The 13,573-nt window shown below is 64.9% G+C and carries 11 protein-coding genes and 2 tRNA genes; 3 read left to right on the top strand and 10 right to left on the bottom strand.

The genetic code is table 11. The annotated features are described in order from the left end of the window. Window positions 1–73: 73 nt before the first annotated feature. The gene (locus IE00_RS10970; protein ID WP_072297157.1) at window positions 74–955 is read right to left on the bottom strand and encodes a LysR family transcriptional regulator; all 882 of its coding nucleotides are present in this window, start codon (window positions 953–955) and stop codon (window positions 74–76) included. 93 nt (window positions 956–1,048) lie between these two features. Here IE00_RS10970 and IE00_RS10965 point away from each other — a divergent pair, with 93 nt between their 5' ends. After that, window positions 1,049–2,227 (top strand): MFS transporter, encoded by a 1,179-nt coding sequence (locus IE00_RS10965; protein WP_072297156.1) that lies wholly within the window; start codon window positions 1,049–1,051, stop codon window positions 2,225–2,227. A 777-nt stretch (window positions 2,228–3,004) separates the two neighbouring features. On the opposite strand, the gene IE00_RS10960 is transcribed toward IE00_RS10965, so the two are convergent. From IE00_RS10960 to IE00_RS10945, 4 genes are all read right to left on the bottom strand, one after another. After that, window positions 3,005–5,269 (bottom strand): adenosylcobalamin-dependent ribonucleoside-diphosphate reductase, encoded by a 2,265-nt coding sequence (locus tag IE00_RS10960; protein ID WP_072297155.1) that lies wholly within the window; start codon window positions 5,267–5,269, stop codon window positions 3,005–3,007. An 83-nt stretch (window positions 5,270–5,352) separates the two neighbouring features. After that, the gene (locus IE00_RS10955) at window positions 5,353–6,204 is read right to left on the bottom strand and encodes a 1-acyl-sn-glycerol-3-phosphate acyltransferase (protein ID WP_072297154.1); all 852 of its coding nucleotides are present in this window, start codon (window positions 6,202–6,204) and stop codon (window positions 5,353–5,355) included. After that, window positions 6,201–6,926 (bottom strand): GNAT family N-acetyltransferase, encoded by a 726-nt coding sequence (locus IE00_RS10950; protein WP_072297251.1) that lies wholly within the window; start codon window positions 6,924–6,926, stop codon window positions 6,201–6,203. The genes IE00_RS10955 and IE00_RS10950 overlap by 4 nt, the downstream gene beginning before the upstream one ends. 203 nt (window positions 6,927–7,129) lie before the next feature. Then, a complete protein-coding gene (locus tag IE00_RS10945) occupies window positions 7,130–7,309 on the bottom strand; it encodes a DUF3553 domain-containing protein (RefSeq protein WP_083554308.1) in 180 nt (59 codons plus the stop codon). Window positions 7,310–7,347: 38 nt separating this feature from the next. On the opposite strand from IE00_RS10945, the gene IE00_RS10940 reads away from it, so the two are divergent. Beyond that, on the top strand, window positions 7,348–7,971 hold the full coding sequence (locus IE00_RS10940) for a histidine phosphotransferase family protein (protein WP_072297153.1): 624 nt from the start codon (window positions 7,348–7,350) through the stop codon (window positions 7,969–7,971). A gap of 18 nt (window positions 7,972–7,989) precedes the next feature. Here the strand turns inward: IE00_RS10940 and IE00_RS10935 are convergent, their stop codons facing one another. The 5 genes from IE00_RS10935 to IE00_RS10915 form a co-directional block, all read right to left on the bottom strand. Then, the gene (locus IE00_RS10935) at window positions 7,990–9,255 is read right to left on the bottom strand and encodes a glutamate-5-semialdehyde dehydrogenase (RefSeq protein WP_072297249.1); all 1,266 of its coding nucleotides are present in this window, start codon (window positions 9,253–9,255) and stop codon (window positions 7,990–7,992) included. A 113-nt stretch (window positions 9,256–9,368) separates the two neighbouring features. After that, window positions 9,369–9,445, bottom strand: a tRNA-Asp gene (locus IE00_RS10930). Window positions 9,446–9,472: 27 nt separating this feature from the next. Continuing rightward, a tRNA-Asp gene (locus IE00_RS10925) sits at window positions 9,473–9,549 on the bottom strand. Window positions 9,550–9,694: 145 nt separating this feature from the next. Further along, window positions 9,695–11,023: a hypothetical protein gene (locus tag IE00_RS10920; protein ID WP_139291403.1), complete on the bottom strand. Its 1,329-nt coding sequence runs from the start codon at window positions 11,021–11,023 to the stop codon at window positions 9,695–9,697. An 81-nt stretch (window positions 11,024–11,104) separates the two neighbouring features. After that, window positions 11,105–12,202 carry an anhydro-N-acetylmuramic acid kinase gene (locus IE00_RS10915; protein WP_072297151.1) on the bottom strand — a complete coding sequence of 366 codons (1,098 nt, stop codon included), beginning with the start codon at window positions 12,200–12,202 and terminating at the stop codon, window positions 11,105–11,107. Between the two features lie 60 nt (window positions 12,203–12,262). On the opposite strand from IE00_RS10915, the gene tyrS reads away from it, so the two are divergent. Further along, complete coding sequence (gene tyrS / locus IE00_RS10910; protein ID WP_072297150.1) at window positions 12,263–13,519, top strand: tyrosine--tRNA ligase; 1,257 nt, start codon at window positions 12,263–12,265, stop codon at window positions 13,517–13,519. The last annotated feature ends 54 nt before the right edge of the window (window positions 13,520–13,573 follow it).

Genomic DNA, 13,573 nt, shown 5'->3' with positions numbered 1-13,573 from the left:
CTGTCGGACTGAATGACGGAAAGGCCCGGTCGATCGACCGGGCCTTTTCATTGCGGATCGGCGAACGCCCTGGTCAGACGATGCCCTCCAACCAATCCAGAAAGACCGCCAGCCTGCGTAGGCCCGAACTGCGGGTCAGGTAAAGCGCGGTGATCTGCAGGGGTTCGGCCACCAGTTCGTCCGAAAACAGATCGACAAGACGACCCGCCGCCAGATCCTCGGCCACCATGAACTGCGAAAACCGCGCGATCCCCAGACCGCCCAGTACCAGATGCCGCACGGCCTCTCCATTGCCCGCCGTCACCGATGTCCGTAACGCCACGGGCGCGGGCATGTGCCGAAAGCGCAACAGGTTGATGTGATCGGGGGCCGCAAAGCGGACCTGCTCCAGCCTTTCCAGATCGGCGGGGGTGGCGGGCCATCCCACCCGGTCCAGATATTGCGGGGCGGCCACCAGCCGCCAGGGCGCATGTCCCAGACGGCGGTGCAGCATCGCGCTGTCGGGCAGCGGGCCAAAGCGGATGGCGACATCCGCATGCGCGCCAATCAGGTCCACCGGGTTGTCGGTCATGTCCAAGGTCAGCTCGACCTCGGGATAGGCGGCGCGAAATTCGGCCAGGCGCGGGGCCAGGCCGTGCAGCACAAATGGCACAGGCGCGTTCACCCGCAACGGGCCGCGCGGGCTCCGACTGCCCAGGACAAGGTCCGACAGGGCCTCGGTCCGGTCAAGGATGCCGCGCGCGGCCTCCAGCAGGTCGCGACCCTCGGGCGTCATCTCGATCATGCGCGTGGAGCGTCGCAGCAGGGTCGCGCCCAGCTGCTGTTCCAGCCGCGACACCGTCCGGCTGAGCGTCGAGGGCGCAACGCCAAGCCGCCGCCCGGCCTCGGCGAAACCGCCATCCTCGACCACCGCCACAAAGGCGGCCAGATCGCGGGTCTGGGGCAATTCGTGCATCTGGCGCAATGATCCTTTGCCAAGCTGTCCGTTCACGCAAAAGCCTAACGCTGCCATCTTCTGCGCGAAAGCTCAAACCACCAGGAGATCCCCATGCCTCTCGCCCTTTGGGCGCTGACCATCAGCGCCTTTGCCGTCGGCACGACCGAATTCGTGATCGTCGGCCTGCTTCCCACCATCGCCGCGGACCTTGACGTCTCACTGCCTTCGGCGGGATTGCTGGTCAGCCTCTATGCCCTTGGCGTGACCATCGGCGCGCCGGTGCTGACGGCGCTGGCCGGTCGCATGCCGCGCAAGACCCTGCTGCTGTCGCTGCTGTCGCTGTTCATCGCGGGCAACGCCTTTGCGGCCTTTGCCCCCGGTTATGAAAGCCTGATCGCCGCGCGGTTCCTGACCGGGCTGGCGCATGGCGTCTTCTTCGCCATCGCCTCGACCATCGCCACCAGCCTTGTCGCCCGCGAAAAAGAAAGTTCGGCCATCGCGCTGGTCTTCCTGGGACTGACCGTCGCACTGGTGACGGGCGTGCCCCTGGGGACCTGGATCGGCCAGAGCTTCGGTTGGCAGTCGACCTTCCTGGGCGTGGTCGCCCTGGGCCTGATCGGGCTGATCGCCTCGGCGCTGCTGATCCCGTCGAACCTGCCACAGGGTGCGGCACCGGGATTGCGGGCGCAGGCCAGGGTGCTGACATCGCCCCGGCTGCTGATGGTCTATCTGATCACCGCGATCGGGTATGGCGGCAACTTCATCGCCTTCACCTATCTTGCCCCGATGCTGACACAGGTGACCGGGCTTGGCGCCGGTGCGGTCAGCCTGGTGATCCTGCTTTACGGCGCCTCGGTCGCGGTGGGCAATGTCGTCGGCGGCAAGCTGGCGGACCGCATGGGCGCGGTTCCCGCACTGACGCTGATCTTCGGCGGGCTGACCCTGGTGTTGCTGGCGCTTGGCCTGACGATCACCTCGCCCATTGCGGCCGTCGCGGTCATCGCCGTCTGGGGCGGCTTCGCCTTTGCCAATGTCCCGCCGCTGCAGGTCTATACCGTGCAGATCGCCCGCGAGGTTGCCCCCGAGGCCGTCGACGTCGCCTCGGGGCTGAATATCGGGGCCTTCAACCTTGGCATCGCCTTGGGTGCCTGGGCGGGCGGGATTGCCGTCGAAACCGTGGGCCTTGCGGCGACTCCCTTCCTGGGCGCCGGCGTCGTCGCGGTGGGGGTGGTGCTGACGCGCCTTTCAGGTCGCCTGGACCGGCAGGCGGCCGCCCTGCCCGCCGAATAGGGCGTGCGGGATGCCCCGCCCCCGACATGAAAGAACGGCGCGGGACTATCCCGCGCCGTTCCTGTCAATCCGCGACGGCAACGCCGTCCGTGCCGACAGCCAAAAGTTTTCCTCCACGAAATTCTAAGCATCTGAAAACGCGCCGCCTTGATCTAGAAACAGAGAGAAGCTTGTCCTTCCGCAAGGGAAAGATGTCTTCGGCGTATCGGCCACCAGTCATGAAAAAGCCGCCTCAAAGGGCGGCTTTTTTATACCTGGAGAGGGCTGGTCAGAATACGTTCGTATGGAATTCCGGCGGAATGTCGGTTCTTCTAGAAAGCGTGACCATCAGGACGGCCGGGTCTGCGACCGGTTCGATCCCAAGATCCCGCAGTGCTGAGCTACTCCCCATCTCTTGGACAGGATCGGGGGACATGAGCGAACCTCATTTCAGAGGCAAAACTGAACTGGACGGAGAAGCGAACGCTTTTTCGCAGGCGATGGCAACTATACGTGAGGCTTCAAGCGAGGCCGGGCAGCATTGAGCCACGACCAGCCATCACAAAGCAGGTGCTCTGACGATGCGTAGTCATACCCGGTTCGTCAACAGACCCTGGCCCTCATCGGACGGGCTGGAAATAGCCCTTGGGTCTAAAGATGCCGATTTTACTATGATTTTGATAAGTAATATAAAAATGAGCCCGGGAAATTCCCGGGCTCACTTTATGTTTGCAAAAAGGCTCAAAGAGTTTTGGTAAGGCTCATTTCATGCTTGGCCGCGCAGTCAGCCCTATGGCATCAGCCGCATTTGGAATGGCCGCAGCTGGGGCAGGTCATGCAGCCTTCGACCATGCGCATGCCGAACTGGCCACAGCTGGGGCAGGACGGCCCGCGCGGCGCTTCGCCCACGGCCATCACCTCGGCCTTGGGGTCGGTCTTCAGGCCCAGGCCTTCGCCGGCCAGGAAGCCCGTCTCGATCAGGTGCCGCTCGATCACGCCGCCGATGGCCGCCAGGATCGAGGGGACATAGCGTCCCTGCATCCAGGCACCGCCGCGCGGATCGAAGACCGCCTTCAGCTCCTCGACCACGAAGCTGACATCGCCGCCGCGACGGAAGACCGCCGACACCATGCGCGTCAGCGCCACGGTCCAGGCGTAGTGTTCCATGTTCTTCGAGTTGATGAAGATCTCGAACGGGCGGCGGTGGTTGCCGTGGATGATGTCGTTGATCGTGATATAGATCGCGTGTTCGGACCCCGGCCATTTCAGCTTGTAGGTCGCGCCCTCCAGGGCCGCGGGGCGGTCCAGCGGCTCGGTCAGATAGACGACATCGGCGCCGGTATCGGCTTCGGGGGCCTTTTCGGTCTTTTCGCTGACCGACAGGACCGAACCCGTGACGTCGTTCGGACGATAGGTGGTGCAGCCCTTGCAGCCCAGGTCCCAAGCCGACATGTAGACGTCCTTGAACGCCTCGAAGCTGATATCTTCCGGGCAGTTGATCGTCTTCGAGATCGAGCTGTCGACCCATTCCTGTGCTGCCGCCTGCATCGCCACGTGGTCCTTGGGGGCCAGGGTCTGGGCGTTCACGAAGTAATCGGGCAGTTCGGCATCGCCTTTCAGGTCGCGCCACATCTGCACGGCGTAATCGACCACCTCTTCCTCGGTGCGCGACCCGTCCTTCTGCAGGACCTTGCGGGTATAGGCATAGGCAAAGACCGGCTCGATCCCCGAGGACACGTTGCCCGCATAGAGGCTGATGGTGCCCGTGGGCGCGATCGAGGTCAGCAGCGCGTTGCGGATGCCGTGCTTGGCGATGGCGTCACGCACGTCCTTGTCCATCTTGGACATGAAGCCCGAGGCCAGGTATTTCTTGGCATCGAACAGCGGGAACGCGCCCTTTTCCTTGGCCAGATCGACCGAAGCCAGATAGGCCGACCGCGCGATCGCCTTCATCCAGGCACCGGTCTGCGCCACGGCATCCTCGGCGCCATAGCGCAGGCCCAGCATCAGCAGCGCATCGGCCAGACCGGTGACGCCCAACCCGATGCGGCGCTTGTTCTGCGCTTCCAGCGCCTGCGCCTCCAGCGGGAATTTCGACGCGTCGACGACGTTGTCCATCATGCGGATCGCGGTGCGGACCAGATCGTCCAGCGCCTCGGGGTCCAGTTCGGCGGCGTCGGTGAAGGGATTGGTCACCAGGCGCGCCAGGTTGATCGACCCCAGCAGGCAGGCGCCATAGGGCGGCAGCGGCTGTTCGCCGCAGGGGTTGGTGGCCGCGATCGTCTCGACATAGGACAGGTTGTTGGCCTTGTTGATCCGGTCGATGAAGATGACGCCCGGCTCGGCATAGTCATAGGTCGCCTTCATGATCCGGTTCCACAGGTCCAGCGCCTGGACGGTGCGGTACACCTTGCCGTCGAATTTCAGCTCCCACGGGGCATCGGCACGCACGGCATCCATGAAGTCGTCGGTGACCAGCACCGACAGGTTGAACATGCGCAGGCGGGCGCTGTCCTGCTTGGCCTCGATGAACTGTTCGACGTCCGGGTGGTCGCAGCGCATCGTGGCCATCATCGCACCGCGGCGCGAACCGGCGGACATGATCGTGCGGCACATCGCGTCCCAGACATCCATGAAGGACAAAGGACCGCTGGCATCCGCCGCCACGCCCTTGACCGCCGCGCCGCGCGGACGGACCGTGCTGAAGTCATAGCCGATGCCGCCACCCTGCTGCATGGTCAGGGCGGCTTCCTTCAGCATGTCGAAGATGCCCGACATGCTGTCCGGAATCGTGCCCATGACAAAGCAGTTGAACAGCGTCACCGAACGGCCCGTGCCGGCACCGGCCAGGATGCGACCTGCGGGCAGATATTTGAAATCCTCCAGCGCGGAATAGAACTTTTCCTCCCACTTGGCGGGTTCCTGTTCCACGCGCGCCAGATCACGCGCGACGCGACGCCAGCTATCCTCGACCGAGCCGTCGACCGCCTGCCCGTCGGCATCTTTCATCCGGTATTTCATGTCCCAGATCTGTTCGGCGATCGGCGCGGCAAAGCGGGTCATCAGAGCATCCTTTGATGTTAGAGTGTTCATCTGCACTAGATGTAGTGCGTTGGAGAGGTCTTTAGACCTCTCCAACGATGAACTCAACAATAAGATGACGTTGACAAACCGATCTTGTCATGATGCCCGCGACGGACCATTTCTTCCGCCTTGGCAGATAAGGATTTTCGCGATTCATCCACAACGGGAATCGAATCATGCAGGCAGACGACCACCGATCCCTGCCGCTTGACTGCCAGGACGTTCAGCAGATGGGACCCCAGATCCATGTCCGCCCACCAGCCATAGAATCGCGGATCCTCGCCTTCAGGCGCGCGATATATCGCCGTCATCGGCTGGATGGCCAGATCGCGCGGCAGGTCATCGGCGAGAAACCCCTGGAACAGCGTCGCCTTGAAGGGCAGCACGCGCAGACCGTCCGATGACGTTCCTTCGGGAAAGAACAGCAGGCGATGCCCTGCACGGATGCGCGCCGCGAATTCGCCGGCCTGCTGGCGGGCCAGGCGCGGGTCGCGGATGACGAAATGGGTGTTGGTGACGCGGGTCAGGATGTTGATGCCGGGCCAGGACGCGACCTCGGACTTGCTGACGAAAAAGACCGGCATGGCGGCGTTCATCACCAGGATGTCCAGCCAGCTGGAATGGTTCGCCACGATCGCGCCCGGGCCGCGCATGGGTTGCCCAAGGCGCGACCAGCGGATGCCAAGGCAGATCAGCACCAGGCGGCAAACGATCTGGACATGCGGCCCGGTCCAGGGACGGCGCAGGCCAAAGATCAGCCGCTCGATCCCGCGAAGGGGCAGCAGCAGGATCACCCCGATCATCAGGACCAGCACCGCCGGGACGATCCGCCGCACCACGCGCAGCCAGGCGCGCGGCCCCTGCGGGCCGGGCAAGGGACGGGGCGGACTGTCGCGCCAGGTCGCCTGCGTCATGACGGCTGCCGACGGCTTTCGTAGAACTGCTTGTGACGCGCCGACATCAGCGAGGTGTCCATCATCAGGAAGACGTCCGTGGTGTTGAAGGCGCGGTCCAGATAGGCGCCCTCGCCCACCAGCCCGCCGACCCGTAGATAGGCCTTGATCAGGGCGGGCATGCCGACCATCGCCTCGCGTCGGTCCAGCCGATCCGGCGCGATCAGGTTCATTTCGACAAAGCCGTCGGGCTGCGCGCGCGCCCGCAATTCAGGGGGCGCCAGATGGTTGTGGTGCAGCCAGCTGAGCGATGGTGCCAGCATCGGCACGTCGGTCCCGTGAAAGCTGGCGACGCCGAACAGGATCTCGCTCTTCTTCTCCAGCACGTAATCGGACAGGGCGTTCCACATCAGGAACATGGCCGACCCGCCCCGGTAATCGGCATGCACACAGGACCGACCCAGTTCCAGAAGCGGACGGCCGCTGGCGCGCAGGGGCGCCAGATCGTATTCCGTGTCGCAATAGAAGCGACCAAAGGCCTCGGCCCGGTCACTGGGCAGCAGGCGATAGACACCGACCACGTGATCCAGATCCCGTTCGCTGCGCCGGGTGTCGATCAGGCACAGATGATCGACCACCGGATCGAATTCATCGCGTTCCAGCCTGGCGTCGTGATCGACCATCGGGCCGGTCCCGCCCAGTTCCTCGACAAAGACCCGATAGCGCAGGCGCTGCGCGGCCATCAGGTCCCGCGAATTTTCCGCAAGACGGATCTGGAAGAAGGACGGTTCGGCGCGGTTCACGGGGCCTCGGCTCTCATAGGGTTGCGCCTGTCTAGGAAACGCGGGGCATCATTGCAACATGGCAGCCCGCCAATGGTCCGTCGCGGCAAGGTTACGCTTGCGTCACGCAACCAAGGGTTGCAGGGTCGTCGCATGAACCAGGATCACCCCCCGTTGAACCGCAGGATCTGCAACTGGACGCGCTTGCCGTCGATCACCTGCTTGCCGGCTTCGGCAAAGTTGATCGTGATGCGGTCGCCGATGCGGGACTGGACCTGCCCCTCGCCCCATTCGGGTGCACCGGGGTGACGCACGATCATGCCGGGTTCCAGGATTTCATTCACCGGGACACCTCCTTCAGAAAAAAGGAAGATAGACAATCATGACGGTCGATACAACGCGGATCGCTGCGGGCGATCTGGCCGCCTTGCTGGGATCGCGCCTGTGCCACGATCTGGTATCCCCCCTTGGGGCGATCGGAAACGGCGTCGAACTGCTGGAAATGTCACCCGATTTTCCCGACATCGCCCAATCCCCCGAGATGCGCCTGATCGCCGAGGCGGTGGCCGCCGCGCGGTCGCGGATCCAAGGGTATCGCATGGCGTTCGGGATGGCCTCGGGCGATCAGCGCGTCCCCCGCGCCGAACTGTCGCGCCTGCTGGACGGCGTGGCCGCGCAGGGGCGGCTGAAGATCACGCTGGACGCCGAGGGTGATTTCGCCCGGACCGAGATACGGCTGGTGATGCTGGCCCTGATGTGCCTGGAAACCGCGATGCCTTGGGGCGGGCGCGTGATCGTGCTGCGCAATGCGCCCGGCTGGCGGCTGGTGGCCGAATGCGACCGTGCGCGCGTGGATGCGGATCTGTGGGCCTGGCTGGACGGCGGAGCGGCCCGCACGCCGACCGCATCCGAGGTGCATTTCGCCATGCTGGCCGAAGCCGCCCGTTCGGCGGGCAAGCGCCTGACCCATGAATTCGACGACAAGGGGGGCGAGATCAGCTTCTGATCCCGCCCGTATGCGCCGTCAGGTTCGGATGGTGCCGTCGCCGGTGACCAGGTATTTGAAGCTGGTCAGCTGTTCGGCGCCAACCGGCCCGCGCGCATGCATCTTGCCCGTCGCGATGCCGATCTCGGCGCCCATGCCGAATTCGGCCCCGTCGGCAAACTGGGTCGAGGCGTTGCGCATCAAAATCGCGCTGTCCAGACCCGCAAAGAAGCGTTCGGCCACCGCGTCTTCCTGCGTCAGGATCGATTCGGTGTGTTGGCTGCCATATTGGCGGATATGGGCAATCGCGCCGTCGACCCCGTCGACCAGTTTGGCCGCGATGATCATGTCCAGAAACTCGCGCCCGAAATCATCGGGTTCGGCAGGCACGGTGCCGGGGATCTGTGCCAACTCGCCCTCGGCGCGGACTTCGACGCCGGCCTTCAGAAGATCCTCGATCAGGACCGGGCCATGGGCCGCCAGAAAGGCGCGGTCGATCAGCAGGCATTCCGCCGATCCGCAGATGCCCGTGCGGCGCGTCTTGGCGTTCAGCACCACGCGGCGCGCCTTTTCCAGATCGGCGGCACCATCGGCATAGACGTGGCAGATGCCTTCCAGATGCGCAAAGACCGGCACGCGGGCCTCGCGCTGGACCAGCCCGACCAGACCTTTGCCGCCGCGCGGAATGATCACGTCGATCAGCCCCTGCGCGCCCAGCATCGCCGTCACGGCGGCACGGTCGCGGGTCGGCACCATCTGGATCGCGGTTTCGGGCAGGCCGGCGGCACGCAGCCCCTCGACCATGCAGGCATGGATCGCGGCGCTGGAATTCAGGCTTTCCGATCCGCCGCGAAGGATCACCGCATTGCCGGATTTCAGCGCCAGCGCCCCCGCGTCGGCCGTCACGTTCGGGCGGCTTTCATAGATGACCCCGATCACCCCGATCGGCGTGCGCACGCGCCGGATGTTCAGCCCCGAGGGCCGGTCCCATTCGGCGATGACCTGCCCGACCGGATCGTCCTGCCCCGCCACGTCGCGCAAGCCCTTCGCAATGGCGTGCAGGCGCTGTGAGTCCAGCCTCAGGCGGTCCATCATCGCGTCGCTCAGACCCTTGTCGCGGCCGAATTGCAGGTCCTGTTCATTCGCGGCCAGAATGTCGTCGGTTCGCGCGATGACGGCATCGGCAGCAGCCATCAGGGCCGCGCGCTTGGCTGGTGCAGGGGCCTGAGCCAGTTCGACCGCAGCCTTGCGGGCCGCCTTGCCAAGACCGTCGATCAGTGTCTGCGCCGTTGCCATGTCAGTCATCGTCATCCCCCTGCGCCATCGCGCGTGAAAACCAAGGCAGCCAAACCAGGCTGCACCCCTGCAGGGGCGGCTTTCCAAGTCGTCTGTCGTCATGTTCGGGAAAGGTGAAGAAATGGCGCGGTTGACGGGGCTCGAACCCGCGACCCCCGGCGTGACAGGCCGGTACTCTAACCAACTGAGCTACAACCGCGCATATCTTCGGACGACAAATGAGTTGTGGCGCGGTTGACGGGGCTCGAACCCGCGACCCCCGGCGTGACAGGCCGGTACTCTAACCAACTGAGCTACAACCGCCCAACTCATTCACTCCAGCGTTCGTCCTCTGGAGTAAGGCGGTGTCTACTCACAGCGGGCGACCCCGTCAAGGCCGCCCGTGACATTTTTCTGAAATATCCGCCATTATTTTGAAGGCATTGATATTTCTTGAGGAATTGGCGAATTATTCGCTGGCCTCATGCTCGGGCAGCGCTTCGATCTGGTCTGAAGGCGTCGAGATATAGGCGCGCAGTTCACCGTCCCCATCCTGCTGGAAGGACAGCTCTGCCAGCGGCAGCGCGACGTCCTTTTCACCCAGCCCCAGGAAACCGCCGACGCCGATGATGGCGGCCTGCTGCTCGGCATCGAACATCGAGATCTCGCCGACCTCCTGATCGTCCGAGCTGAAGACGGGGGTTCCGTCCATTCCCTCGGCCATCACCTCGTCGGCATCGACCAGGACGCTGCCTTCGCGCAGGGCGATGGCATTGACGGTTGCCTCGACCTCACCCGCACTGGGCGCAGTGCCCGTGGCAGCCTGGTCGGCAGCGGCCTCGTCGCTTGTGCCAACGGCAGGGGCTTCCTCGGTGGTTTCGGCCTCGGCAGGCAGTTCCGCGGGATCGACATTCTCCGTGGCTTCATCGGTCGAAGCCTGGTCATCGGTCGTTTCGTTGCTGGCCAGCGGATCGGATGCGGGCATCGCCTCGGTCGGTTCGGTCGTGCTTTCCGAGGCAACTTCGGCCGTCCCGCCCTCGACAGGCGCATTCATGTCGGCCGTCGGGTCGGCAGCGGGCTGCACTGCGGGTTCGGCGTCATTCGTCGCCTCGTCTTCGGATTCGGGTGCTTCACCCATCTGATCCATCGCCTCGTCGTCCGCATTCGCTTCACCAGCATCCGCGCCTTCAGCATTCTCGGGTGCCTGCTCTGTGGTCTCCTCCGCCGGGGCCGGCTGGTCATTGCCTTCCTGCTCGGGCTGCACGGCCATCGGCTCCTCAGCCGCATCAGCCGCAGGCTCCTCTGCCATGGCGTCATCCGCTGCGGGTTCAGGGGCATCGGCCTGCTCAGTCGCGGCTTCCTCAGCCGCCGGTTCTTCCGGTGCCGCAGCATCCTCGGCCTCGGGGCTGTCCGTCATCGCGGGATCGGCTGCCGCTTCACCACCCTCCATCCGTTCGACCGCCAGTTCGGCAGTTTCGGGGGCATTGATGGTGATCTCGGGCTCCGCCTCGGTGACCTCGGCCTGCATTTCCTCGCCATCGGGCCCGATGACCTTCGGCGCACAGTTCTCGACGGAAACCTCGGGTGCGGCCTGCGTGACGGTGACGGTCGGCTCGCCGCCTTCAGCCTCGGGCATGGTGACCGTGACGGTCGGCGGGGTCTGGGTGACCGTGATGGACGCGGCGCATTGCTCGACGGTCAAGCTGCCCTGCTCGGCGCCTTCTTCGGCATCCTGTGCAAAGGCGGGGCCGGTCAGCAATGCGACGGCGGCGGCGGTTCCCAACAGATGTCTGACCATCATATCCTCCTTGGTGATACGGGCGCCCGAGGGCGTTCCCGTCCCAACCGCCAAGGATCGGCAAGGGTTCCTTGCGTGGCCCTATCTTGGATGGCTGATCCGTCCGCCACAGACCGGCGCGGGCACGCCCGTCGTCATCGGACCCGAGATCGGCAGCCCCCGCATGACCCGGACCGCCATCCATCCAAAGGCCTGGGCCTCCAGCATGTCGCCATCAAGGCCGATGGTTTCGATCGGCAGCACGGGAATGCCCAGATCCCGCCGCAGGGCGTCCATCATGGCGGCGTTGTGGCGACCGCCGCCGCAGACCAGAACCTGCGAACATCCCCCGGGCAGCCAGCGCATCCCCGCCGCCACCGAACCCGACACGGCCGCCACCAGCGTCGCCGCCGCATCCGCGACGTCCAACCCTTCGACCGCGCGGATCAGGTCGGCGAACTGGTCACGGTCCAGCGATTTCGGGGCGGGTCGGGCGAAATAAGGGTGCGACAGGAAATCCGCGATGATGGCCGCATCGGACCGCCCGCTGGCGGCCAGCGCGCCGCCTTCATCGCGTGTCCGGTGCAGGCGACGGCGCATCAGGTCGTTCAGCGGCGCGTTGGCGGGGCCGGTATCGAAGGCGATGCAAGCCCCGTCGTCTTCAGGCGCGGTCCTGCGTGGATCGACCCAGCTGATATTGCCCACGCCGCCAAGGTTCAGGAAGGCCACGGGGGCCGATGGCAGATGCCCCTGCCCCACGGCCCATTCCGCGCAGGCCCAGTGAAAGAACGGCACCAACGGCGCGCCTTCGCCGCCCTGGCGGACATCCTCGGACCGAAAATCCCACACGACGGGCCGGTCGATGGCGCGGGCAAGGTCCGCGCCGCTGCCCGCCTGATGGGTGCCGCGACCCCGCGGGTCATGGGCCAACGTCTGGCCGTGAAAGCCCACGACCTGCGCCTGCGGAAACTGGCGGGCCAGGGCGGCATGGCTGTCCTCTACCAGCTTTGCCGCCTCGGGGACGCAGGGCGCATCCTGCCACGACCCAAGCGCCGCGTACAGCACCGCGGCCTCGTTGTCGGAAAACGCCCGGAAGGCGCTGTCGCCGAAGGCGGCGATCCTTTCGCCGTCGGTCTCGATCATCGCCGCGTCCACCCCGTCCAGCGAGGTTCCCGACATCATCCCCAAAGCCCGGATCATCGCGCCTTTTCCTTTATTGCCGCAGCCTGTATATCGCGAGCGTTCAAAAGGATGAAGCCCATGACCTATCAGCCCAAATCCGACTTTCTGCGCGTGATGACCGAGCGCGGCTATCTGGCCGACTGCACGGATTACGAAGCTTTGGACAAGGTACTGCTTGCCGGGCCGGTCACCGCCTATATCGGCTATGACGCGACGGCGGCCAGCCTGCATGTGGGCCACCTGCTGAATGTCATGATGCTGCGCTGGTTCCAGAAGACCGGCAACCGTCCGATCACCCTGATGGGCGGCGGCACGACCAAGGTGGGCGATCCGTCCTTCCGCAGCGACGAACGCCCGCTGCTGGACGATGCCGCGATCCAGACGAATATCGACGGCATGCAGCAGGTCTTTGCCCGCTATCTGGATTACGGCGATGACGGCGCGCAGATGCTGAACAACGCCGAATGGCTGGACGGGCTGAACTATCTGACCTTCCTGCGCGACATCGGGCGGCATTTCAGCGTCAACCGGATGCTGTCCTTCGAATCCGTGAAATCCCGCCTGGACCGCGAACAGTCGCTGTCCTTCCTGGAATTCAACTACATGATCCTGCAGGCCTATGATTTCCTGGAACTGAACCGCCGCTATGGCTGCCAGTTGCAGATGGGCGGGTCGGACCAGTGGGGCAACATCATCAACGGCATCGACCTGACGCGCCGCGTGGATGACAAGCCGCTGTTCGGGCTGACCTCGCCGCTGCTGACCACCAGCGACGGGCGCAAGATGGGCAAATCCGCGGGCGGGGCCGTCTGGCTGAACGGCGCGATGCTGTCGCCCTATGAATTCTGGCAGTTCTGGCGCAACACCACCGATGCCGATGTGGGCCGCTTCCTGAAGCTCTATACCGAGCTGCCGGTCGAGGAATGCGATCGACTGGGGGCGTTGGAAGGGTCCGAGATCAACGCCGCCAAGGTCCTGCTGGCAAATGAGGTCACCGCCCTGCTGCACGGCGCCGATGCCGCCGCCAGCGCCGAGGCAACCGCGCGCCAAGTCTTTGAACAGGGCGGCGCCGGTGGCGATCTGGAGGTTGCCACGCTGCCTGCGGACACGGCGACCGACGGGCTGAGCGTGATCCAGGCGCTGGTCCAGTCGGGCATCGTTGCTTCGGGCAAGGAGGCCAAGCGCCTGATCGCCGAAGGCGGTCTGCGCATGGACAACGATCCCGTGACGGACCCCCAGACGATGATCGACCCGGCCGCCCTGCAATCGGGCATCAAGGTGTCGGTGGGCAAGAAGAAGCACCGGATGCTGCGCCTGGAAAACCCGGCCATCTGACGCAAACTTGAGGACTCCACCGCTTTGACCTTGCGTCAGGGCGGTGGTATTTTG

The organism is Paracoccus sp. SM22M-07, assembly GCF_001887735.1.
Lineage (GTDB): Bacteria > Pseudomonadota > Alphaproteobacteria > Rhodobacterales > Rhodobacteraceae > Paracoccus.
The sequence above is the reverse complement of the archived record's forward strand: the minus strand, read 5'-3'. Positions and strand labels throughout refer to the sequence as shown.